We start from the raw sequence: 22,530 nt of genomic DNA on the forward strand, positions 1-22,530 counted from the left end.
CTGTTATTTTTCAGGAGCTGCCTTGTTGTCTCTATTTTCTTCCCTGACTCGCTTCGGCTCAGGCGCCATTTTAACCCTGAGCCTGGTGGCCATGGCGGTCGCTCAGGAAAACCGCGTTGAGACACAGGTGGTGGCTGACTCTCCACGAATTGAGATATTGACGCTTACCGGCAGCGTCAGCGCTCCACACACCTCACAGCTATCAAGTGCTGAAGCGGGTCAGGTCAGCGAGTTAACGGTTGAAATGGGCGATACAGTCACTCAAGGCCAGCAACTGCTCTCCCTGGATATCCGCGATATTAGCCTGGAAAGCCAGCGTGCCCGCGCAGATCTAGCCCAGGCCGAAGCCGAGCGCGACGAAGCGCAACGTTTAGTGAGCGAAGCCAACCAGCTCTCGGCGCAAAACTTTGCCGCCAGCGAACGCCGCCAGCGTGAAAGCACTTTAGCGGCGGCTCAGGCCATCTTTGAAGCGCGCCGAGCCGACTACGCGTTGGCCCAACTGCAGCTTGAGCGTCACCAGATACGTGCTCCCTTCGACGGCATGGTCACCCAGCGGGAGAGCAATGTCGGTGAGTGGGTCAACCCTGGCGATACCCTGCTTACTTTGGTCGATTTAGCGTCTCTTCGCTTGGATTTCTCGGTGCCACTCTCTGCCTATCAACGCTTTGCAGGCTCTCAATTAGAGGTGCGCTTAGAAGGCAGTGACCAATGGCACCCGGCACACACTCTCGCGCGCATTCCGCTTGATGCCAGTTCACGACAGTTTCTACTCCGTGCTGTGCCTGAAAAGTCACTGGAAATGCTACCGGGCATGGCAGTGGAAGGCCGTTTGCAACTTAATGGCGAAAGCGGCCCCAGCGTGCCGCGGGATGCGCTAATCCGCCGCCCGGATGGCAGTGTCAGCGTTTGGCTCGCTCGCCAAGAAGAAGACACTTGGCGAGCTTTTGAGCAGCGGGTTGAGATTGGTAGCAGCCACCAGGGGGAAGTCGCTATCAATGAAGGCCTATCGGCGGGTGACCGTGTCATTGTCGTCGGCAACGAACGCCTTGAAGAGGGGCAAAGCGTGTCCCTGAGCGACGACTAAAGGAGCCGCCCTCAGCTATGTTTGCCGCCATTATCCGTCACGGTATCTTGGTTAGCGTGACGACGCTTATCCTGTTGATTCTAGGCATCGCTGCCATATGGCGTATTCCGGTGCAGATGATTCCCGACCTGGAAACCCGCGTCATCGGCATTGAGACCCAGTGGCCGGGCGCAACGCCTCAGGATATCGAGAAGGATATCCTGATCGAACAGGAGGAGTTCCTGCGCAATGTGCCCAACCTGCAGCGCATGGAGTCCACCGCCAGCAGCGGCAGCGCCGAAATCGAGCTGGAGTTCCCGTTTGGCGTCGATCTCACCGAAACCTTGATTCGGGTTAACAATGCGCTAAGCCAGGTGCCCTCCTACCCCAACAATGTCGACCAGCCGCGCATTGTCGCTAACTCTTTTTCCGCTAACGCCTTTATGTACTTTAACGTTGGCCCCCGGGAGGGTAACCCGCGCCAGCTCGATATGCCCGCTATGCGCGACTACCTGGAGGATAACGTCCGCCCGCGCCTGGAGAGCGTTGCTGGCGTGTCGGAAGTGACGGTTTCCGGAGGTGCAGAGCGGCAGATGCAGTTGCTGATCGACCCTGAAACACTAGTCGCCCGTGAACTGAGTATTGCTGATATTCAGGCCGCCCTTCAGAACCGCAATCAGGATGTCTCCGGTGGCAACCTTGAGACCGGTAAACGCCGCTACCTGCTGCGTACCGTGGGCCGCTTTGAGGATGTTGAGAGTCTTGAAGCGCTGATTCTCATCCGTGACGGCGACGCGGTCACCCGGCTAAGCGATGTGGCTGAGGTGCGCCAATCCTACGCCGAACTCACCTCCCGGGCTTACAGCTCGGACGGTCAGCCGGTACTGAGCGTGCAGGTGCGCCGGGAACCGGGCGCCAACGTCATCGATATCAAGCGCGCCATGCTCGACGAGGTCGATACATTAAACGCTGGAATGCTGGCTCAGCAGGGTATGCGCATGACGCTCTCCAGCGACGACGTGCGCTACGTGGAATCGTCAATTGCCAATGTGTGGGTCAACCTGGGCCTGGGTGCGCTGTTTGCCACCCTGGTGATGTACACCTTTCTGCGCTCTGCGCGCGCAACCCTGGCTGGCGTCATCGGCATTCCTATCTGCACCATCGCCGCCTTTCTAGGCCTGCTGCTGGCAGAGCGCACGCTCAACGTTATTTCGCTGGCGGGTGTCGCTTTCGCTATTGGCATGACCATTGATAACACTATCGTGGTACTTGAGAGCATCGAGACCCAGCGTCGCCGTGGCCTGGCGCGTTTTGAAGCGGCTCTGGAGGGCGTCAAGCAAGTGTGGCCCGCGGTGCTGGCCTCAACGTTGACGACTATTTTAGTTTTCGTGCCGATCTTCTTTATCCAGCAGGAAGCCGGGCAGCTTTACTCCGATATTGCGGTGGCTATCTCGACCTCGATTATTGTCTCGATGGTGGTCGCGATTACCGTGATTCCCACCCTGGGCGCGCATATCGATTTTCGCGGTAAGGAGAGCGCCTCAACCTCTGCTCCTCGCTGGATGCGCGGTTGCCTGTGGGTGGTTAATAGCATTATCCGCACCGCCTCCCGGCGCTTTCTCGCTATCGTGCTGGGCATTGTGGGGGGTATCGGCATTTTTGTCTGGCTGACGCCCCCGGCGGAGTACCTGCCCGAAGGCGAAGAGGCCAAAACCTTTGCCAGCATGAACGCCCCGGCAAGTTACAACCTGGCCACCATGGATGCGATTGCCCAAACCTTGCAACAGGAGTTGGAGCCCCATGTGGGCGCTGAGCCAGAGCGCTTCGAGCGCGGTGACACCGACGTTCCGCCGATTCGCACCATGGGTATTCAAGCAGAAGCCCAGAGCCTGCGAATCATCGCTGAAACCATCGACCCCACCCATATCGAAGCCTTGATGGACGCCCTCACACAGCGCTTTGAAAGATATCCAGACATGCGCGCCTTTGCCGCCCGCGGATCGATTATCTCCAGCAATGATGGGGGCACGCGCAGTATCACGCTGGATATTGCTGGCAACGATCTAAACGAACTCTATACCACCGCCAATGCGATTTATCAGCGCGCCGAGGCGGTGTTCGACAACCCGCGTATTCAGTCGCGCCCCTCCGCCCTGGATCTTGGCCAGCCGCTAATCGAGGTGTATCCCAATTGGGAGCGCGCCGCAGAAGTCGGCCTGGATACCGGCGAGTTGGGTACCACCGTGGCGGTGCTTACCAACGGCGCCTACCTGGATGACTTTTATCTCGACGATGAGAAAATCGACCTCTACGGCTACGGCCCAGACGCGGGGGATATTGATCTCGATGACCTGGCCACCCTGCCCATTCACACGCCCTCAGGGATAAGCGTTCCGCTCAACACCCTTGCTGATATTCAGGAAACCGTGGGAACGGCTACGCTACGAAGGGTAGACGGTCGCCGCAGCGTTACGCTAGACGTCCTTCCACCGCGCAGCGTAGCGCTGGAAGCCGGTATCGAGACGATGCAGCGTGAGGTGATTGACTACCTGAGCGACGAAGGCGAGTTGCCCGCTAACATTAATGTCACGGTGAGCGGTGCTGGCGACCAGCTAGATGCCACACGGCAGGCACTAACCGGCAATGCGTTAATCGCACTGGCGATTGTGTATCTGCTGCTGGTGGCAATTTTTGCTCACTGGGGTTACCCGCTGCTTATTCTCGCTACTATTCCGCTAGGCGCCGCTGGGGGGATTGTGGGGCTCTGGCTGATGAATACGGTAGGCGCTCAACTGCCGAAAATTGGCTTGAATGCCATCAGCCAGCCGTTTGATATGATCACCATGTTGGGATTCTTGATTCTGATGGGGACAGTGGTCAACAACCCGATATTGGTAGTTCATCAGGCGAGGGAGAATTTACGCACGGCGAGCATGGGTGTTCGCGAAGCCGTTCAACACGCGGTAGAAAGCCGCTTGCGGCCTATCGCGATGACCACGCTAACCACTTTGTGTGGCCTTTCACCGCTGGTGTTTCTACCTGGGGAAGGCACCGAGCTTTACCGCGGTGTCGGTGCCATTGTGCTGTTCGGCCTGCTCGGCACGGCGATTGTGACCGTTACGTTCCTGCCCGCTCTAACGGTTGCCGTGCTGAGCTGGAAAAGCGAAAGGCAATCTACTTGAGCCTTGCCTAAAAGAATAGCCGTTTAAGTGCCAAGCCTGGATCACTCTCACGCATAAAGGCTTCGCCGACCAGGAAGCCGTTAACGTTATGGTCGCGCATCAGCTCCACGTCATCGCGGGTATGAATACCGGATTCGGTAATCACCGTAACGCCCTCTGGAATACGCGGCAGCAGATCCAGTGTGGTGTTGAGGCTGGTTTCAAAGGTATGTAGGTTACGGTTGTTGATGCCCACCAGCTTAAGATCCAGCGCAAGGGCGCGCTCAAGTTCCTCAGCATCGTGGACTTCAACCAATACATCCATCCCCAAGTGAGTAGCCTGCTGATTCAGGTCGCGCAGCTGGGCGTCGTCCAGGGCAGCGACAATCAGTAGAATACAGTCAGCGCCAATGGCGCGTGCCTCACAGACCTGATAGCCGTGGGTAATAAAGTCTTTGCGAATCACCGGCAGCGAACAGACATCACGGGCAGCGATGAGATAGTCTTCGTGTCCCTGGAAAAAGTCGGCGTCAGTCAGCACGGAGAGACAGGCGGCGCCACCCTGGGCATAGCTTTTGGCGATATCCGAGGGGTGAAACTCTTCACGAATCACGCCCTTTGAGGGCGAGGCTTTTTTCACCTCCGCAATAATCGCCGGATCACCCGCTGCAATGCGCGCGTTGAGGGCTGCGATAAAACCACGCGGGGCGCTCTGCTGCTCACCGAGGGCGAGCAGATCCGCCTCTGAAACGGCCTGACGGCGCTCAGCCACTTCCTGCTCTTTGCGAGCCAGAATGCGCGTTAAAATAGTCGGCGTTGCCTGTTGAGTCATGTTGATCTCTTTTTTAAGCTTATCTTGTTTAAGCACCTACTGCTTAAAAACGCTGGTGAAGTGCGACAGCTCTTTGAGTTTTTCAAGCGGCAGTTTAGAGGCCTGAGCGTCCTGGGCAACCATCACCCCCTCTTTTAAGGTGTCTGCCACGCCCGCACAGTAGAGCGCGGCGCCGGCGTTTAGCGCGACCATATCGGCAGCCGCGCCTTCACCAGACAGCGCGGCCTTGACCAGGCGTAGGCTGTCTTCTGCAGTGGCGGCTTTCAGCGTTGCCAGGCTCTGGCGCTCAATACCCAGCTCTTCGGGGGTAATGGTATACTGGCTAATCTTCCCCTCTTTGAGCTCGGCTACCAAGGTAGGGCTGGCTAGTGAGATCTCGTCCAGGCCGTCCTCAGAATGTACGACCATTACATGGCGGCTGCCCAGAGTTTTCAGCACTTCCGCCATCAGCGGCACCAGCTCCGGCGCGTAAACACCCAGTACTTGGTTGGGCGCCCCCGCAGGATTGGTCAGCGGGCCTAAAATATTAAACAGCGTGCGCACGCCCATTTCTCGGCGCGGGCCAATAGCATAGCGCATGGCCGGGTGATGATTGGGTGCAAACATAAAGCCTACGCCTACCTGCTCGATACAGCGCGCTACTTGATCAGGCCTGAGATCCAGGTAGATACCCGCCACATCGAACAGATCCGCACTGCCCGATGACGATGAAACGCTACGGTTACCGTGTTTGGCCACGTGCGCTCCAGCAGCCGCGGCGACAAAACTGGCAGCGGTGGAAACGTTAAACAGGTTAGCGCCATCACCACCGGTACCGACAATATCCACAACGTTGTCAGCACTCAGCTCAACGCGCTTCATCAGCTCGCGCATTACCTGGGCGGCAGCGCTAATTTCCGCGGCGGTTTCGCCTTTCATGGCGAGGCCTACCAGCAGGCCGCCAATTTGCGCGTCAGATGCATCGCCGGTCATGATTTGGCGCATCAAGGCGTGCATCGCATCGAAAGAGAGGTCTTCGCGGCGCATCACCGCATTAATCGCATCTCGCATTTGCATGAGCAGAGGGGCCCCTAAAAGCGTGTGAAACCGGCCATTAGCCGCGTTTTAAAAAGTTGGCCAACAGCTCATGGCCTTGGCGGGTAAGAATCGACTCGGGGTGAAACTGAACCCCTTCAATATCCAGTTCGCGATGACGAAATCCCATGACTAACCCGGGGGTTACATCGTCATCGCCTGTCCAGGCAGTGACTTGCAAACAGTCGGGTAGGCTCGCTTTATCAACCACCAGGGAGTGATAGCGAGTCACCTCAACGGGATTATCCAGCCCTTCAAAAACGCCTTGATTAGCGTGTCGCACAGCAGAGGTTTTGCCGTGCATCACCTGCGGCGCACGCACGACCTTCCCCCCATACACTTGGCCAATCGCCTGATGGCCAAGGCAGACGCCCAAAATAGGTAGCTTGCCTGCAAAGTGTTTGATGGCAGCCATGGAGACTCCCGCCTCATTGGGTGTGCAGGGGCCGGGCGACACCACCAGGTGCGTCGGCGCGTGCGCTTCGATTTGCTCAATGGTGATGGCGTCATTGAGGTGGGTGATAACGTTTGCGCCCAGCTCACCCAGATACTGCACGATGTTAAACGTAAAGCTATCGTAATTATCCAACATCACCACTTTCGGCGCTGTCTGCTCCTGAGATGGCTGTTTCTGCACCGACTGAGCTTGCGCCATTGCCCCACTTACTCCATTGCGTCATTACGACCACAGATTAAACCGCTATTGAGTGATGATACCGCAACCGAGCACTCCCTTGCAGGGGGTAAGTGACAGCCAAGTCTTCCCTTTTGACCACCAGCCCTACGGGCTACAGATCACAGCTTTGGATGACCACGTCGATTCGGCAAAGAAGAAACCCTTCGGACGGTCATAAGGCACGCTATGCTTAGAAGTGAAATACAGGCTCTTTTCAGCATAGTGGCCCTCTCCACTTGAGGGTATTCTCCCTTGAGCAATACTTGTTTCGGCCTGCCGCTGTATCGGAACTGGCAACAGGCCACCGCAGTCTTTATTATCTGCCGTCTTTTTCGATAGCTTTTTTAACCAGTTAGGAGCGTGGGATGTCAAAGTGGGTTACCTGGGTATGTGCGCTCTTATTCGTCGCGCTGCTAAGCGCTGCGCCAGCGTATGCCAATACAACGCTGCGCGTTATTGCCTCCTTTTCCGTCATGGAGGAACTGGTAAAACGGGTGGCGGGCGACACAGTCAGCGTTAATGTCATTGTGCCGCGGGGGGAAGATGTTCACCGCTGGGAGTTAACGCCGCCCAACGTGCTGGCGCTGGAAGAGACCCATATCGTGTTTTATAACGGGCTTGGGCTAGAACCCTGGATACGCCACGTCGAAGCGATGTCTGACGATGAGCTTACGCTAGTGGAAGTGGCTAGAGAAGCCGACTATACACCGCTAATCATCTCGACCGGGCAGTATAAAGGCGAGCTGGATCCGCATATGTGGATGGATCCAGAGGGGGCAGCGGCCTACATTGATGTGATTGCCGAGACCCTGGCAGCGCACCTACCCGACCAGGCCGAAGCGTTTTATACCCGTGCTGAAGAGGCACGCAAAGCGTTGAACAACCTTAATCTAGCGGTGAAAGAGCGCCTGGACGGCATTCCACAAACGAACCGTACCTTAGTGACCAGTGAGGCAGGCTTTGGCTATTTCGCCCGCGCCTACGCCTTTGAAGCCCTAGGTGTGTGGGGCGTTAATCACGAAACCCAGGGCAGCGCCCAGGCCATGGCCAAAATGAGCGAATACCTCACTAATAATCGCCCACGACCTCCGTCGCTGTTTTTTGAAAGCACCACCCCAAGCATTCACATGGATGCCCTGTCCAGAGAAGCCTCAATTCCTCTTGCGGGCCCGCTGTATGTGGACTCATTAAGCGGTGCAGACGGCCCGGCAGCCAACTATTCGGCCATGCTGCGCCATAATGCAGAAGTCATGCATACTGCCCTGGGGGGCGCGACGGCAGAGTAGTCGACCCGCCGCAGGTATTAATCAGTTGCCGGTGCCTTCAAGGGAGCGGCCAGTAATTCGGTTAACGAACTGAGCACCAGATCAGGGCAGCTGCTTTCAATCGGTTCACCATGATTATAGCCGTAGGGTAGCGCCAGGGTCGTAAAGCCCGCGGCCTTGCCAGCAGCTATATCATGACGGGAGTCGCCTACCATCACACACGCCTCTGGCGGCACTTGGCAGTGTCGAGCAGCATGCAACAACGGTAAAGGATGGGGCTTCTTTTCGGGCAGCGAATCACCACCAATGCAGAGGGTGAAATAGTCCAGCAGCTCGAAGTGACTTAGCAGCGGCTCAATAAAGCGTTCGGGCTTATTGGTGATCAACACCAACGTCAGGCCTTGCTGATGCAGTGCCTGCAGTGCTTGTTTGACCCCAGGGTAGAGCGTTGTCAGGGTATTGGGGGCAGCGCCGTAGTGCACCATAAACACATCATAACCGCGCTTCAGAAGAGCAGGTTCCGGTGCTGCTTCTAGCGCCCAGGTCAGGGCTCTTTCAACCAATACGGGCGCACCATTGCCGACCCAGTCCCTCACCTCCGCCCCACTCGGCGCTGGCAAATCCAGCTCATTTAAGGTGCGCGCCACTGCGACGGCAAGATCCGGCACTGAATCGATCAGCGTGCCGTCCAAGTCGAAGGCAATCAGCCGTTTTCCTTGTAGCACCGCGTGTCGTTCTGAGTAGTGACTTGAATGTACTTGCAATGCTCTCTACCTCATTTTCATTAGAAAACCATCTTACCTGTTCCCAGCAACGGTGCGCATTAGTAAGAAGCGTCAGAACCCTCTATGCTTGGGCTAATTTAGTTAAAGAGGTAGTGATATGCCCACTCCCAGAATCGTGATTGTCGGCGCCGGCGCAGGTGGTTTAGCCCTCGCTACACGTTTAGGTCGCACTTTAGGTAAGCGCAAACGCGCAGAAATTGTGCTGCTGGATCGCAATACCACCCATGTGTGGAAACCGCTGCTCCACGAACTGGCGACCGGCGTGCTGAACTCCAGCATGGACGAGGTGGATCTTCGCGGGCACTCATCGGCGCACTTCTACCGCTTTCAGCGCGGTTCGCTCACCGGCATTAATCGCGAGCAGCAGACGCTCCAGTTAGCCCCGATTCTTGACGAAGAAGGATATGAAGTGCTGCCTGCCCGAGAGCTTGCCTATGACTACCTGGTCATGGCCATAGGCAGCGTCTCCAACGATTTCGGCACACCCGGTGTGGCGGAGCACTGCCACTTTATTGATTCCCCCGAGCAGGCCAAGGCGTTCCAGCGCGATATGATCAATACCTTTCTGCGCTATACCGACCCCAACCTGCGCCAGCATACGCAGTTGACCATTGGAATTGTCGGCGGCGGAGCAACAGGCGTAGAGCTTGCGGCCGAGTTGTTTGACGCTTCGCGCATGCTCAATGCCTATGGAGTGACGGCGCTGGATAACCAGCAAATCAGTGTGCACTTGCTAGAAGCAGCTCCCCGCTTGCTGCCAGGACTTTCGGAACGGGTCAGTCAAACGGTTAAAACAGAGCTTGAAGAGATGGGCGTGACGGTTCACACCGATACCGCCGTGAAAGAGGCTCAAGAGTACCAGTTGGTCACTGGTGACGATGAGGTGATCAAGACCGACATCAACGTCTGGGCAGCGGGGATCAAAGCGCCGCCGTTTTTGGCGGAACTAGGCCTAACCACGAATAAGAAAAACCAAATTGAAGTCAACAGCACTCTGCAAAGTGTCGATGATGAGAAGATTTTTGCCCTAGGCGACTGCGCCAGTTGCCCAATGGGAGAAAGTGGCACGGTGCCACCGCGCGCCCAGGCGGCTCATCAGCAGGCCAAACTGCTCGCCAAAAATATCGTCAATCGACTCGATGGCAAACCACTCGCCGATTTCCGCTACCGCGATCACGGCTCATTGGTATCACTGGCCCGCTACGATGCAGTGGGCAATTTAATGCGTAGCTCCGCCTCCAAAGGCTTGTTTTTAGAGGGCTGGCTGGCCCGCCAGGCCTATGCATCGCTCTACCGCATGCACCAGCTCTCTATTCATGGGGCGCCGAAGACGGGGCTAGCGTGGCTGGTCGATAAGCTTAACCGTTACTTAAAGCCGCGCATGAAGCTTCACTAAACGACACTACGACACTGACTTTTACTTGGCCAGCGCCGCACGCATCTGCTTGATTACCGTGTCATAGCCGTGGGGATCGCTGGCCTGGTGGGCGCTGAAAATGGCGGATCCCGCCACAAAGGTATCGGCGCCCGCGGCGGCGATCTCGGCAATATTATCCACTTTCACCCCGCCGTCGATCTCCAGGCGTATATCAAATCTTGAGGCGTCAATGCGCGCCCGCGCCTCGCGCAGCTTATCCAACGTACTGGGGATAAAGGATTGTCCGCCAAAACCTGGGTTAACGCTCATTAGTAGCACCATATCGACTTTATCCATCACATAGTCGAGATAGGAGAGCGGCGTGGCCGGATTAAACACCAAGCCAGCTTTACAGCCGCCATCACGAATGAGCTGGAGTGAGCGATCGATGTGCTCAGACGCCTCCGGGTGAAAGGTAATGTAGCTGGCGCCCGCCTCAATAAAGTCGCTGATCATGCGATCTACCGGCTTGACCATCAAATGCACATCGATGGGCGCCGTCACGCCGTGTTTACGCAGCGCTTTGCACACCATGGGGCCAATGGTCAGGTTGGGCACATAGTGATTATCCATGACGTCGAAGTGCACCACATCCGCGCCAGCCGCCAACACGTTATCAACTTCCTCGCCAAGCCGCGCAAAGTTAGCGGAAAGAATAGAGGGGGCAATCAAAAAGTCCTGCGCAGCGGTCATAGCACGTTCCTAAATTAACAGGGGAATAAGCCGGCTATGTTACCAGAGCCACCTACTAAGCCCCATCTCCTATACGGCTTTGCATTGGACATCTGCGCACACTTATATTCTTAAATAGAATATAAAACATGATTGTAATTCCACATTGATAGATTTAACCTTGTCAATATTGCGACGCTACGATTCGGCGATACTTTGCGCTTACTGTTTTAAGGAGCTTCTCTATGGCACTGCCCACCATTTTCCGCCGCAGCCTGATTGCCATTGCACTAGGCGTTACCGTTAGTGGTACCGCTGCTGCCCAGGAGCGGGAACTGCTCAACTCTTCCTACGATATCGCACGGGAATTATTTGCGGCGATCAATCCCGAGTTTCAGGCCTGGTGGCAGGAAGAGCACGGCGAAGAGATTGAAATTAGCCAGTCTCATGGCGGCTCTTCCGCCCAGGCCCGTGCCATTCTTCAAGGCCTGCGCGCCGATGTGGTGACCTTTAACCAGGTGACCGACGTGCAGGTACTCGCCGATGCCGGGCTGGTGGCTGAAGATTGGCAGGATGCGTTTGAGAACAATGCGTCGCCCTACTACTCTACCACTGCCTTCCTTGTGCGTAAGGGCAACCCCAAAGGTATTGAGAGCTGGGACGACTTAGTCAAAGAAGATGTAAAGATGGTCTTCCCCAACCCGAAAACCTCGGGTAACGGTCGCTATACCTACTTAGCCGCCTGGGGCTTTGCCGAGAATGAGTTCGATGGCGATGAAGAGCAAATTGAAGACTTCATGCGCACTTTCCTAGCTAATGTGGCGGTATTCGATACCGGCGGTCGTGGCGCAACCACTAGCTTTATCGAGCGTGAAATTGGCGATGTGCTGATTAGCTTTGAGTCTGAAGTGAACAATATCCGCAGCGAGTATGGCAGCGATGACTACGAAGTGATCGTGCCGCCAGTGAGCATTCTGGCCGAGTTCCCCGTTGCCGTTGTGGGCGAAAATGCTGAGCGCAACGGCAACAGCGATTTGGCCCAGAGCTATCTTGAGTACCTCTATACTGAAGAGATCCAGCGCCTGCTTGCGGGCTTCAACTACCGCGTGCATAACGAGACCGTGGTTGAAGAGTTTGCCGACCAGTTCCCCGAAACCGAACTGCTTGAAGTGGATGAGGTGTTCGGCAGCTGGGATGAAGCCATGGAGACTCACTTCGAGGGTGGCGCCCTTCTCGACCAGTTACAGCGTCGCTAATATTCACTCATGAGCCAGCCTGAACTATGAGTCAACTTGCCTCCTGGCGAACCGGCAGCACCCGTGTGCTGCCGGGTTTTGGCCTTTCTCTGGGTATCAGCGTACTGTTCATCTCGCTGGTGCTGCTCTTGCCGATTACCGGCCTGTTTGGCCAGTTATCCGAGCTTAGCTTCGCCGAATACTGGGCGATCATCACCGAAGGGCGAGTCGTCGCCAGCTACATGGTTACCATTGGCGCAGCGGCCGTAGCAGCGATCGTCAACGCCATCTTTGGTTTATTACTGGCATGGGTGCTGGTGCGCTATGAGTTCCCCGGTAAGCGTCTGCTAGATGCACTGATGGATCTCCCCTTTGCACTACCAACTGCGGTGGCTGGCATCACGCTGGCAACCCTTTATGCCGGCAGCGGCTGGATGGGTAGGTTGCTGGAACCACTGGGCTTTCAGGTCGCCTACACCTGGGTAGGTATTGCCCTAGCGATGGCGTTTACCAGCATCCCTTTTGTCGTGCGCACGGTGCAGCCGGTGCTGGAAGACCTTCCCGCCGAAGTCGATGAAGCAGCCATGTCGCTGGGCGCGACCGACGGAGTGGCCTTTCGGCGGGTGATACTGCCACACATTTGGCCTGCCCTGGTGACCGGTACGGGCTTAGCGTTTGTTCGCTCATTGGGTGAGTTCGGGGCGATTATCTTTATCGCTGGCAACATGCCTTATGAAACCGAGATCACCGCACTGATGATTTTCGTCAAACTGCAAGAGTATGACTATGCAGGGGCATCGGCCATTGCCTCGGTGGTGCTGTTTGTATCCCTGGCGCTGCTGCTGGCGATCAATATTTGGCAAGGGCGTTTTGTACGTCGCCTGCATGGAGGTAAAGGGTAATGCGTCGAATTGGTGATGCGCCACTTATCCGGCGCCTGCTGATAGGTACCGCCCTGGTGCTGTCAGCGCTGTTTTTACTGCTGCCTCTGGTAGCCATTTTTGCCCAGGCATTATCCCAGGGCGTCATGGTGTTCTGGGCGAACGTCAGCAACACCTTCACCCTGCACGCCATTGGCTTAACGCTGGTGATTGCGCTCCTGACCATTCCCGTATGCCTGGTATTCGGCGTTGCCCTTGCATGGCTGGTCACGCGCTTCAGCTTCCCTGGGCGACGCGTTCTGCAAACGTTGATCGATATCCCCTTTGCAGTCTCCCCCGTTGTGGCTGGCCTGATTTACCTGCTGCTCTATGGCCGTAACGGCTGGATCGGCACCTGGCTGAATGGTCATGATATTCAGCTCATGTTCTCATGGCCGGGCATTCTGATGGTGACCATTTTTGTCACCTGCCCCTTTGTTGCCCGCGAGCTGATTCCGTTAATGCAGGCGCAAGGTTCCCGTGAAGAGGAGGCGGCGGTAACCCTGGGCGCCTCCGGCTGGACGACCTTTCGACGCGTTACGCTGCCCAATATCCGCTGGGCACTACTGTACGGCGTAATTCTTACCAACGCCCGCGCGGTAGGGGAATTTGGCGCTGTCTCGGTAGTTTCAGGGGCTATTCGTGGCAAAACCAACACACTCCCCCTGCACCTTGAGCAGCTTTATCAGGATTATAACGCCGTGGGGGCATTTGCCTGCGCGGCCCTACTCGCCTTTATTGCCCTACTGACGCTCGCCGCCAAGGCCGGGCTGGAATGGCGCGCAGCGCGCCGGGAGGCATTTGCATGAGCATTCACTTACACAACATCGCCAAACACTTCGGCAACACTCAGGCATTAGAGCCGATTAACCTGGATATTCACGATGGTGAGCTGGTTGGCCTATTGGGCCCGTCTGGTTCAGGCAAGACCACCTTGCTGCGGATTATCGCCGGCCTGGAGAGTGCCGACCACTCGGCCCAGCCGGGTAAAATTCTGTTTGGTAACCGCGACGTGACCAATGTGCATGTTCGTGATCGTCGCATTGGCTTTGTTTTCCAGCACTACGCGCTGTTCCGCCATATGAGCGTTTACGACAATGTTGCCTTTGGACTGACCGTGCAGTCGCGTAAACGCCGACCCAGCAGCGGTGAAATTCGTGCACGGGTGTTTAGGCTGCTTGAAATGGTCAAGCTGGAACACCTGGCCAACCGCTACCCAGCGCAGCTTTCCGGCGGCCAGCAGCAGCGGGTCTCTCTGGCCCGCGCGCTGGCCGTGGAGCCGGAAGTTCTGCTGCTCGACGAACCCTTTGGCGCGCTCGATGCCAAGGTGCGTCAAGAGCTTCGCCGCTGGCTACGTCACCTGCATGACGAGTTCAATTTCACCAGCGTCTTTGTCACCCACGACCAGGAGGAAGCGCTGGAGCTTTCCGACCGTGTGGTAGTGATGAGCAATGGCCGCATTGAGCAAATTGATACCCCCGATGAACTCTACCGTGAGCCCAAAAACCGCTTTGTGTTCGAGTTTTTAGGCGATGTGAATCACCTGGAAGGCAACATAACCAACGGCGTCCTCACCTGCGGTGACGCCTATTGGCACGTGGATCTACCCGATGGTCACGAAGAGCTGCTGCTGCGCCCTCACGAAGTGCGGCTAACCGAGCAGCCCACCGCTGAGAGCCATCTACCGGTTACTATCACGGCGATCTCGCCGGTGGGCGCCGAGGTGCGCGTGGAACTAGAGGCTGATTGGCTGGCCCAGCCCTGGCTTGCGACCGTGCGCCATACGGACTTTGAACACCTGGCGCTACAACGTGGGCAGCGCTTATTCGCTCATCCACGCCACTGGCGGCGCTTCCCCAAAGTAGAAACGAAAGCGATGGAACAAAGCCGCGTAGCATAACGCTGTTGTAGAAGCGCTAGTTGCCCCAAGCGGGGCCGCTAGTGCTAGCGTTTCATAAGATGATCTCAAAAGCGCATTTGCCTGAAGGTGAGGCTCACCCGCGGCTCAATATCTCTCTTGGTTTTGGGCAGGCTATGTAACCAATTTTTCTGCGTGGTACCTTTCATAATCAACAGGCTACCGTGGGCTAAAACAAGCGAAACACTCTCCCCTGTTTGTCTATTTTTAAACGCAAACTTCCTCTCCCCACCTAAACTCAACGCCCCGATGACACCATTCTCGACAAGGTCTTTTTCGGCATCGCTGTGCCAACTCATGCCCTCCTCCCCCGTGCTATAAAAATTACACAGGCATGAATTAAACACCTCTCCACACACTCTCTCCACCCGCTGTTTAATCTCGCGCAGAAAGTCCGGCCACACTAATGCCATTTTTGTGTACCCAGAGTAAGTATAGGAAACCGGCTTATCCGCATACCAGGCTATCTTGCGTTTAGTAACGATCTCTTTGCCATAAATAAAGGCGCGATCATGCTCCCAGCTTAGTTCGCTTAGACACTTATCCAGATACATATCGGCAGTAAGTGTATCCAAGACTTTGCCGTGGTAGTAAACCTCACCATCCCGCGGAAGCAGATTAATCAACTTCATATCGTCGTTTTCAAACAGATCTGTATACGTCATAACAATGCCTCTTTTGCCCTCACCACTGCATGAAACCCAGCTAAATTGGATTGGATAGTGCAGCGCCACGACAATCTTGATCGTTATTGGTAAAGCCGCATCGCCAGAACATACCGCCAACGCGCTACCCGCGTTATACTGGCGTTTTAGCCATAGCGGAGGATGACCATGCTTCGGCGTCACTTTTTACGGATTTCAGGTGTGCTGCTTGCCAGCGCGTGGCTTGCCGGTTGCGCCAGCCCCCAATACTTACAGCTCAGCCCACAGCGCAGCGCGGAGGTGCCGCAGGTAGGCTCAGGCCAGCAGGTCACGGTGATTGCCCAGGATGGCCGCGAGAGCGATATTATTGGCAACCGTGCAGGCGGCGGCATGTCGACGGCGCATATTACCGTGAGCAGCCATGAGCTGATTCCGCGTTTGCAGGAAGAGGCCGAGCGCGCCGTGCGGGACATGGGCTTTAGCCCCACCACGGAGCAGGCCGAAGGTCGGCCAAGCTTAACGCTGGAACTTGCCAGCCTCAACTACGCCCGTGGCGACAGCGGCCAGCCACTGGTCGATGAAGCGCGCCTTGAAGGCGTTTTCCGCGCGATTGCTAAAAATAAGGGCACCACTTACACCGGCACCTATACATCACGCCGTACCCAGGGTTATGCCCTTAAACCGGACGCTGATAGCAACACACGTATGCTCAGTGACCTAGTTAGTGATGGCTTGAACCGCGCCTTTAGCGACCCGGAACTGGGCCGTTTACTTGCACGTTAAGGCCTCTCTTATTCACAGCAGTGTAGACAAGGGCTGCGTCTTTTAGCTTCTAAAGACGTGGCCCGCGTCGTTCCAGTGCCCATACGCTCTCCTTCCGGCCACGCTCATCGGGTGTGCCCTCTTCCAGAAACGTGAGCGTGAAGTTGGCAGTGAACAGGCTTTCTATTTCGCTATCCGGCACGCTATAGGGCGGCCCAGCACTGCCATCGGGGTGTGACAAACTAATCAGCAGGCCTTTGGCCCCAGGCGGCACAAGCTGCGCAAGGTGGAACGCATAGCGCTGCCGAGTGGCTGGCGGCAGCGCTATCAGCGAGGCGCGGTCGTAAAATGCACCAATCTCGGCAGCCTGCTGAATATGCAGGTGAAAAAAGTCCCCACACCACAACTCCACATTACCTTGGCGGGAAATCGTAAACCCTGCCTGACGGTAGCGGGATACGGCTGTACTGCGCTGAGCCAAAAACTGCTCAACCGCCTCAGGTGCAAACTCAATCCCCAGTACTGGATGCCCTTCATCCGCCAGCCAGCGCATATCAAGGCTTTTACCACACAGTGGCACCAGCACTTTGGTGCGATTAGTAACCCCAAGTGACGCCCAATGGCGCAGCAACGCCGGATGCGCCTGCTGTAGATGAAAGCCAATACGCCCCTCTTGCCAACGCTTGCGCCACTGATCGCTCATGGTTCGGCTGCCTTCAGGTGATCTTAGAACCAGCGGTCGCGCTTTTTACGCCGACGGGGTAGGTGCGGCACAATCAGCCCCACCAATAAACCCGCGCCAGCCACACCGCCTCCGTACATGAAGTAGCGCATCAGCAGGTCTTCTTCCTGAGTTTCCAGGCGCGCCTGGAGCGCCCTCACTTGCCGTCGGGACTGCTCTGCTTGAGCATCCAGCTCTTGGTTACTGGCTTCAAGCTCGGCAATGCGGCGCTCGCGCAGCTCTAACGTCTCCGTCATTGAGGCCGTACGCTGTTCCCAGGTTTCATTGATATCCTCAAGCTCCGCGGTGAGCTCCTCTACCTGGGCTTCTAACGCAGGTAGCTGTTCAACCGCACTAGGCGTTTGCTGAAGCTCACTGCTCAACACCCAGACCGCATTACCATCACTGTTACGCACACGGGTGTAGTCACCGCTAGTTTCCAACACCTCAACCTGCTCGCCTGCGTTGAGCGTACCAATGATGCGATAACCATCGGTGGGGCCGCTGCGCACGTAGGTGCTCAGCTCATCGGTCACCCATGCCTGATTAGCGGACTGGGCAGTGGCATCGAAGCTGGTAACAGTGAGTAAAAGACCAGCCGCAGCGGCATAATTTCGATAACGAGTTCTATTTACTAGCATGACATCATGTCCTGATTAAAAACGCTGCAAGGCGGACGAAGCCAACAGCGCTTATCGCCTAATTTAGCGGTGCGCTTGTCTCATACGCTTACCCTTCGCCGCGCGGAGGCAACGGAAAGGGACGGGGGAACTCCGCTACCCGGGCATCGGTTTTGACCGCCTTCAATGGCCCCTCGCGCTCTACTTCATCAATGCGCACAATAGCATTTAAAGGGAGATAGCTACGTTTGACACCATCGAAGGTTCGTTGCAATTTTTCAGTCGCAGGATCCACTACTACCCGTGAAGCATCGTCAAAGACAAACTCCTCGACTTCAATAAAGCCCCAGAGTTCGCTTTGAAAGATCTCACGGACGTATAAATCCCAAATTTCACCCTGCTGGTGAACCACCACACGGTAGATCGGCTTGGCCGCCATCTTGGCCTAATCCTCTTGCCATTCGTACATTGAGTTGAACCGCCTAGCTTACCATATTCCCACCGCCACGCCTTTACGCTGATAGCTTAGAAAGCTTAGCGGTAATGCGACGGATAATGGGCTCATTAGCCGCGCATGCCCCCCTCGTGTATGGTGGTGAGCGTGATTTGGCAATTATGTTCGTTCACCAAGTAGGAGTCATCAACATGCAGAAGGATCCCAATAAGGGCTATATCGCTCTATTAGGCTGGAGTCTCAATGCGATTGAAGCGGCCGAAAATTTTGACCGTCGCTACATTGTCGTTGCACCCGATTGGGCGGAAGAGTATTGCCAAAAACACAACATTCCTTACGTGCCTTGGAATTTCGAGCGACTCAATGATCGCTCGATGGAAATTGCCGAGACGCTCAAAGAAAAAGGTGTCGATGTCGCCATTCCGCTTTATGAGGAGACCGTTGAGTGGGCAGGTGCCATTAACTCTGTACTCCTGGATAACCCTCGTCTTTATGGTCAGTCGCTGCTGTTGCGCGATAAAGCGTTGATGAAGCGTCGTGCTCAACTAGGTGGCATCCGCGTGGGCATTTTTGAAGAAGCCCACGATAAAGATGATGTAGTGCGCTTCCTGAAGCGCGTTAACCAGACGCTGCTCAAGCTGGACGGCGACCCCAACGACCCGATTCACCTGAAAGCGTTTGATAAAGCAGGCTGCCTGGGCCACCGCGTTATTCGCACGCCTGATGAGGTCGATACCATCCCGGATGAAGAGTTCCCGGTGCTAATGGAATCGCATCTGGATGGCTGGGAGTTTGCCGTCGAAGCCTGGGTTCATGATGGCAAAATCGCCTTCTTGAACATCTCTGAATACGTGACGCTGGGTTACTCGGTATTTGTGCCCGCCTCACCTGAACTAGAGATTTATCGCGAACAGATTACTCAACAGATTGAAAAGCTCATTAAAGCATTCGACATTGAGTTTGGTTTGTTACATCCAGAATACTTTGTCACCAGCGATGGCGAAATGTACTTTGGGGAAGTGGCTTACCGTCCGCCTGGCTTCAAAGTATTTGAACTACTAGAGCGTGTTTACGGCTTTAATGCTTACCAGGCATCAATGCTGGTATTCGACCCAAAAACCACGCAAGAAGAAGTGGCCAAATTCTTCCCGCAAGAAGTGGTCGATGCCAATGGCTTTGCCGGTTGCTTTGGTGTTTACCCACGCCGCCGCGTGGTCAGCCGCTTGGAAATTCCCGAAGAGACCGAAGATCACCCCTATTTTGAGTCTCATGAGCTAACCTCACCCGTAGAAGAAACCGTTACTAAACGCACTGCGTTTGGTACCCATTGGGGTCTGATCTACTTTAAAGGCGAGGATGCGCATACGATTCGCGATCTGCTAAAACGCCAAGAAGATCTCGACTTCTATGTATAATCCCCGCTAATGCTGGGATAAGGAGTCACCGTGGAGACAGATCAAGTGACGTCTTCTCATGAAGATAACAAGCTCAATGGATTGTTGAGCAAATTTGACGACGCCGTGCGCCTGCTCACCCAGGCGCCCGCCTTCTCAAAGCCCGCCAAGCTGCCGCGTGTATTGGATACGGCGCGGCGCGTCCTGCTTCAGGATGGAGGCTGTGAAGCTCTCGAGTCCCGCGCCCAAGCGTTTGAGGATGCTGGTGTGTTTCTGGGCTCCGATTGGGAAACACCTCAATACTTGGTGCCGACCCTAACCACCTTCGCTTTGAAAAGCGCGGATGCCGATGTGGTCGTCATTGAGGCATTAAGCGAACTTCGACTCCTGGCTGTCGCTAAAGGTAATTTTGAGCACCCGCTGGTATCCGCAGAGCATGCGCACCACTACCTTACTCAGGTAATGGCGATTAATTTATGGCTGCTGTTTTTACCGCCCAGTGAAGCCGAACGGGAAACCCAAGGGCGACTGGCGACCATTCCTCGCCATCTCTTCCAACACCTAGCCGATCGCATTGGCTACGAACATATTGTTGATCAACTAATTGACGAGATCTGGCGTATTTTAAAACAGCGCCCGATTCAGGTTGATTCGATCAAACAGATGATTACCCAAATCGCCCTGTGTCAGGCTAACCCGACGATCGATCTTGGCGCGAGCGGCCAGGGCGCTGACCGTCTGGTCAGCTCGCTTTACGGGCCCACCCAAGCGTGCCGCGAAGATCCTGGCGTCGATGTTTATCGCGAGCGATTAGAGCATATGGATCAGGCTGCTCTGCAGGCCGAATCTACCGGTTTCGCTCGGGCGATGCACGACACCGGCTTGGTATCGCCTTATCACGCCGTGCTATTGCGCCACCTACTCGAAGAGGGTGACCACTTACTCTCCGAGGCGCTGGGGCTTTCATCTACTGGCCGCGACTGCCTACTCTGCTATCGCGAGCTGGTTCAAGCGCTTATCCGAGGCGGCGTTTATCCAGCCACCGCACAAGCGGTTTACGGCCTGGCGCTGATGCTTGAGCGCGGCATTCTTTATCAGCCGCCGGTGGCGCCCGCCATGTGGCGTCAACTTAACCTGCCGCTATCCGAGTGGGCGCAGTCGCGGCTCACCCTGGCCTATGGCGACACCGTTTCTCCCCGGGCGAGACTGATTGAAGGCGTGCTCTGCATGCTGGGGTTACCGCTAGGCGTTGGCCAGGGCAACAATCCTACCTGCCAGTCAGCCCGAGCGCTCTCCATGTGGGCGTACAACGACCCAGACTACCTGCTGCAGATGGTGGCATGGGCAGCCCGCGACGACGAAATCATCATGCATTTCGAGGGGCAAGCCATTTCATCCATGGCAAGCCTCACTGGTGTGGCGACCCAGTTGCCCATCGACCTCGACCCGGTTTCGCTGATTGTGGTGCCCCACCTGGATCGCATTTATGCCGAAATGGGTCGGCGCTGCATTGGCCGTGAAGGTGACCCACACCGCTGGGTAAACCCTGAATTTCATGGCTGGTGGTCGGGACGGGGCTTTCGCATCAATGTCGATGTCGCCACCGGTCAACTAAGCGATGTCGACGACTTCATACGTCACTTTTTCGCCTACTATCACCCCTATTACAATGGCAACCAGCCACTGATCCACCCTCAGCCAGCAGGCATTGCGGTTACCGATAGCGCAGCGCGATTTATTGGTTGGCACGCAATTACCATTTTACGGGCGTCTCTCGACCCGTCTGATGTCATGCGGATTTACTTCTATAATCCCAACAATGATAGCGGGCAGGATTGGGGCGATGGTGTGGTTGTGAGTACATCAGGCAATGGTGAGCGCTTTGGTGAGGCCTCGCTGCCTTTCGATCGCTTTGCATCGCGGCTATATATTTATCACTACGATCCTCTTGAGCGCGTTGACACAGCCGATGTGACCAGCGAAGAGGTGGAAAATGTTAAACATTACTTGCACCGTAGCTGGGGCGCGTCTCGCTTACCACCGACTGAGCTACAAGCGGATCAGGGCGCTAGTTCAACCCTACCCGATTCACCACTACCCAATACGTCCCCAGACGTGGGGTAAGCAGCCCACTTAACGACACTTTTAACCACTATGATGCGACTCGATCAACTGTTGGTCAGCCAAGGGCTGGCCAACTCGCGTACCCGCGCCCAAAGGCTTATTCGTCACGGGCGGATACGGCTTGCCGATAGTGGCAAGCCGTTAATCAAAGCGTCCGAGAAATGGCCCGACGATACCCGTTTTGAAGTAGAAGACGATCCTGAAGAGCGCTATGTCTCCCGGGCAGGATTGAAGTTAGAAGCGGTGCTCACAGCGCTTGAGCTGCGATTTGACGGCTGCACCGTGCTCGATATTGGCCAATCAACCGGCGGCTTCACCGACTGCGCACTGCACTTTGGCGCCCGCCACGTGATTGGCGTCGAAGTTGGCCACGGACAGTTGGCAGCTGAACTGCGCGGAGATCCGCGAATCACCTGCCTGGAAGGGTTAAATGCCCGCTCGATGAGTAGCAGCGAGGCCCTTGCCAAGGTACTTTCAGTTTACCCTCTCGATAGCGCCATTATGGACGTCTCGTTTATTTCTCAAACGCTGATTCTACCCGAGATTGGAGCCCTTCTGCCATCGGGCGGTCAGTTGATTTCGCTGGTCAAACCGCAGTTTGAACTAACGCCTGGCGCCCTGGATAAACGCGGCGTAGTGCGCGACGCAAAGCGTTTTACGGAAGTGGAAGCCAGCATTCGTCGCAGTTGCAACGCCTGCGGCCTGGCTATCCACCACTGGCAGGAGAGCCCAATTACCGGCGGCGACGGCAACCGCGAATTCCTCCTGCACGCAGTAAAAGAGGCTTAAAAAG

General features: G+C 55.9%; 21 protein-coding genes. 12 read left to right on the forward strand and 9 right to left on the reverse strand.

The features are described from left to right. Positions 1-25 precede the first annotated feature (25 nt). On the forward strand, positions 26-1,084 hold the full coding sequence (locus OM794_RS13960; RefSeq protein WP_226250777.1) for an efflux RND transporter periplasmic adaptor subunit: 1,059 nt from the start codon (positions 26-28) through the stop codon (positions 1,082-1,084). A gap of 17 nt (positions 1,085-1,101) precedes the next feature. Next, entirely contained in the window at positions 1,102-4,245 is a 3,144-nt protein-coding gene (locus OM794_RS13965; protein WP_226250776.1) for an efflux RND transporter permease subunit, read from the forward strand. Between the two features lie 7 nt (positions 4,246-4,252). On the opposite strand, the gene trpC is transcribed toward OM794_RS13965, so the two are convergent. Genes trpC through OM794_RS13980 form a run of 3 tightly spaced genes read right to left on the reverse strand, consistent with a single transcriptional unit; the run spans position 4,253 to position 6,785 of the window. After that, positions 4,253-5,056 carry an indole-3-glycerol phosphate synthase TrpC gene (gene trpC, locus OM794_RS13970; RefSeq protein ID WP_226250775.1) on the reverse strand — a complete coding sequence of 268 codons (804 nt, stop codon included), beginning with the start codon at positions 5,054-5,056 and terminating at the stop codon, positions 4,253-4,255. A gap of 36 nt (positions 5,057-5,092) precedes the next feature. After that, positions 5,093-6,112, reverse strand: a complete 1,020-nt coding sequence (gene trpD, locus OM794_RS13975; protein ID WP_226250774.1) for an anthranilate phosphoribosyltransferase — start codon at positions 6,110-6,112, stop codon at positions 5,093-5,095. Between the two features lie 37 nt (positions 6,113-6,149). After that, the gene (locus OM794_RS13980; RefSeq protein ID WP_226250773.1) at positions 6,150-6,785 is read right to left on the reverse strand and encodes an anthranilate synthase component II; all 636 of its coding nucleotides are present in this window, start codon (positions 6,783-6,785) and stop codon (positions 6,150-6,152) included. Between the two features lie 386 nt (positions 6,786-7,171). Between OM794_RS13980 and OM794_RS13985 the strand changes: the two genes are divergently transcribed. After that, complete coding sequence (locus OM794_RS13985) at positions 7,172-8,092, forward strand: metal ABC transporter substrate-binding protein (protein WP_226250772.1); 921 nt, start codon at positions 7,172-7,174, stop codon at positions 8,090-8,092. Positions 8,093-8,109: 17 nt separating this feature from the next. Here OM794_RS13985 and OM794_RS13990 read toward each other — a convergent pair whose 3' ends face one another. Beyond that, positions 8,110-8,835, reverse strand: coding sequence for a phosphoglycolate phosphatase (locus OM794_RS13990; protein ID WP_226250771.1), 726 nt, complete (start codon positions 8,833-8,835; stop codon positions 8,110-8,112). Positions 8,836-8,953: 118 nt separating this feature from the next. Between OM794_RS13990 and OM794_RS13995 the strand changes: the two genes are divergently transcribed. After that, a complete protein-coding gene (locus OM794_RS13995; RefSeq protein ID WP_226250770.1) occupies positions 8,954-10,252 on the forward strand; it encodes an NAD(P)/FAD-dependent oxidoreductase in 1,299 nt (432 codons plus the stop codon). 21 nt (positions 10,253-10,273) lie between these two features. Here the strand turns inward: OM794_RS13995 and rpe are convergent, their stop codons facing one another. After that, entirely contained in the window at positions 10,274-10,966 is a 693-nt protein-coding gene (gene rpe, locus OM794_RS14000; RefSeq protein WP_226250769.1) for a ribulose-phosphate 3-epimerase, read from the reverse strand. A 224-nt stretch (positions 10,967-11,190) separates the two neighbouring features. Between rpe and cysP the strand changes: the two genes are divergently transcribed. The 4 genes from cysP to OM794_RS14020 are packed head-to-tail and all read left to right on the forward strand — an operon-like array spanning position 11,191 to position 15,000. Then, positions 11,191-12,201, forward strand: a complete 1,011-nt coding sequence (cysP, locus tag OM794_RS14005; protein WP_226250768.1) for a thiosulfate ABC transporter substrate-binding protein CysP — start codon at positions 11,191-11,193, stop codon at positions 12,199-12,201. Positions 12,202-12,227: 26 nt separating this feature from the next. After that, positions 12,228-13,082 (forward strand): sulfate ABC transporter permease subunit CysT, encoded by an 855-nt coding sequence (gene cysT / locus OM794_RS14010; protein ID WP_226250767.1) that lies wholly within the window; start codon positions 12,228-12,230, stop codon positions 13,080-13,082. Beyond that, positions 13,082-13,909, forward strand: coding sequence for a sulfate ABC transporter permease subunit CysW (gene cysW, locus OM794_RS14015; protein WP_226250766.1), 828 nt, complete (start codon positions 13,082-13,084; stop codon positions 13,907-13,909). The genes cysT and cysW overlap by 1 nt, the downstream gene beginning before the upstream one ends. Next, the gene (locus OM794_RS14020; protein WP_226250765.1) at positions 13,906-15,000 is read left to right on the forward strand and encodes a sulfate/molybdate ABC transporter ATP-binding protein; all 1,095 of its coding nucleotides are present in this window, start codon (positions 13,906-13,908) and stop codon (positions 14,998-15,000) included. The genes cysW and OM794_RS14020 overlap by 4 nt, the downstream gene beginning before the upstream one ends. A gap of 65 nt (positions 15,001-15,065) precedes the next feature. On the opposite strand, the gene OM794_RS14025 is transcribed toward OM794_RS14020, so the two are convergent. Beyond that, the gene (locus tag OM794_RS14025; RefSeq protein WP_226250764.1) at positions 15,066-15,803 is read right to left on the reverse strand and encodes an alpha-ketoglutarate-dependent dioxygenase AlkB family protein; all 738 of its coding nucleotides are present in this window, start codon (positions 15,801-15,803) and stop codon (positions 15,066-15,068) included. Between the two features lie 48 nt (positions 15,804-15,851). Between OM794_RS14025 and OM794_RS14030 the strand changes: the two genes are divergently transcribed. Further along, entirely contained in the window at positions 15,852-16,445 is a 594-nt protein-coding gene (locus OM794_RS14030) for a YajG family lipoprotein (RefSeq protein WP_226250763.1), read from the forward strand. Between the two features lie 49 nt (positions 16,446-16,494). Here OM794_RS14030 and OM794_RS14035 read toward each other — a convergent pair whose 3' ends face one another. The 3 genes from OM794_RS14035 to OM794_RS14045 form a co-directional block, all read right to left on the reverse strand. Further along, positions 16,495-17,127, reverse strand: coding sequence for a thiopurine S-methyltransferase (locus tag OM794_RS14035; RefSeq protein WP_226250762.1), 633 nt, complete (start codon positions 17,125-17,127; stop codon positions 16,495-16,497). 23 nt (positions 17,128-17,150) lie between these two features. Further along, complete coding sequence (locus OM794_RS14040; protein ID WP_226250761.1) at positions 17,151-17,786, reverse strand: TIGR04211 family SH3 domain-containing protein; 636 nt, start codon at positions 17,784-17,786, stop codon at positions 17,151-17,153. Positions 17,787-17,874: 88 nt separating this feature from the next. Further along, on the reverse strand, positions 17,875-18,204 hold the full coding sequence (locus OM794_RS14045) for a DUF1820 family protein (RefSeq protein ID WP_007113264.1): 330 nt from the start codon (positions 18,202-18,204) through the stop codon (positions 17,875-17,877). Positions 18,205-18,410: 206 nt separating this feature from the next. On the opposite strand from OM794_RS14045, the gene OM794_RS14050 reads away from it, so the two are divergent. From OM794_RS14050 to OM794_RS14060, 3 genes are read left to right on the forward strand one after another with little or no spacing between them, the layout of a single operon-like run. Continuing rightward, on the forward strand, positions 18,411-19,634 hold the full coding sequence (locus tag OM794_RS14050) for an ATP-grasp domain-containing protein (RefSeq protein ID WP_226250760.1): 1,224 nt from the start codon (positions 18,411-18,413) through the stop codon (positions 19,632-19,634). A gap of 30 nt (positions 19,635-19,664) precedes the next feature. After that, complete coding sequence (locus OM794_RS14055; RefSeq protein ID WP_226250759.1) at positions 19,665-21,737, forward strand: hypothetical protein; 2,073 nt, start codon at positions 19,665-19,667, stop codon at positions 21,735-21,737. 30 nt (positions 21,738-21,767) lie between these two features. Beyond that, entirely contained in the window at positions 21,768-22,526 is a 759-nt protein-coding gene (locus OM794_RS14060; RefSeq protein ID WP_226250758.1) for a TlyA family RNA methyltransferase, read from the forward strand. The last annotated feature ends 4 nt before the right edge of the window (positions 22,527-22,530 follow it).

The sequence above is a fragment of the Halomonas sp. BDJS001 genome, from assembly GCF_026104355.1.
Taxonomy (GTDB): domain Bacteria; phylum Pseudomonadota; class Gammaproteobacteria; order Pseudomonadales; family Halomonadaceae; genus Vreelandella.

Coding starts and splice junctions, on each gene's coding strand:
- cysT (WP_226250767.1), top strand. CDS start 12,228: ATGAGTCAACTTGCCTCCTGGCGAACCGGCAGCACCCGTGTGCTGCCG.
- OM794_RS14020 (WP_226250765.1), top strand. CDS start 13,906: ATGAGCATTCACTTACACAACATCGCCAAACACTTCGGCAACACTCAG.
- cysW (WP_226250766.1), top strand. CDS start 13,082: ATGCGTCGAATTGGTGATGCGCCACTTATCCGGCGCCTGCTGATAGGT.
- OM794_RS14050 (WP_226250760.1), top strand. CDS start 18,411: ATGCAGAAGGATCCCAATAAGGGCTATATCGCTCTATTAGGCTGGAGT.
- OM794_RS14030 (WP_226250763.1), top strand. CDS start 15,852: ATGCTTCGGCGTCACTTTTTACGGATTTCAGGTGTGCTGCTTGCCAGC.
- OM794_RS14035 (WP_226250762.1), bottom strand. CDS start 17,127: ATGAGCGATCAGTGGCGCAAGCGTTGGCAAGAGGGGCGTATTGGCTTT.
- OM794_RS14045 (WP_007113264.1), bottom strand. CDS start 18,204: ATGGCGGCCAAGCCGATCTACCGTGTGGTGGTTCACCAGCAGGGTGAA.
- OM794_RS13985 (WP_226250772.1), top strand. CDS start 7,172: ATGTCAAAGTGGGTTACCTGGGTATGTGCGCTCTTATTCGTCGCGCTG.
- OM794_RS14060 (WP_226250758.1), top strand. CDS start 21,768: ATGATGCGACTCGATCAACTGTTGGTCAGCCAAGGGCTGGCCAACTCG.
- rpe (WP_226250769.1), bottom strand. CDS start 10,966: ATGACCGCTGCGCAGGACTTTTTGATTGCCCCCTCTATTCTTTCCGCT.
- OM794_RS13980 (WP_226250773.1), bottom strand. CDS start 6,785: ATGGCGCAAGCTCAGTCGGTGCAGAAACAGCCATCTCAGGAGCAGACA.
- OM794_RS13965 (WP_226250776.1), top strand. CDS start 1,102: ATGTTTGCCGCCATTATCCGTCACGGTATCTTGGTTAGCGTGACGACG.
- OM794_RS14040 (WP_226250761.1), bottom strand. CDS start 17,786: ATGCTAGTAAATAGAACTCGTTATCGAAATTATGCCGCTGCGGCTGGT.
- trpC (WP_226250775.1), bottom strand. CDS start 5,056: ATGACTCAACAGGCAACGCCGACTATTTTAACGCGCATTCTGGCTCGC.
- OM794_RS13995 (WP_226250770.1), top strand. CDS start 8,954: ATGCCCACTCCCAGAATCGTGATTGTCGGCGCCGGCGCAGGTGGTTTA.
- cysP (WP_226250768.1), top strand. CDS start 11,191: ATGGCACTGCCCACCATTTTCCGCCGCAGCCTGATTGCCATTGCACTA.
- trpD (WP_226250774.1), bottom strand. CDS start 6,112: ATGCAAATGCGAGATGCGATTAATGCGGTGATGCGCCGCGAAGACCTC.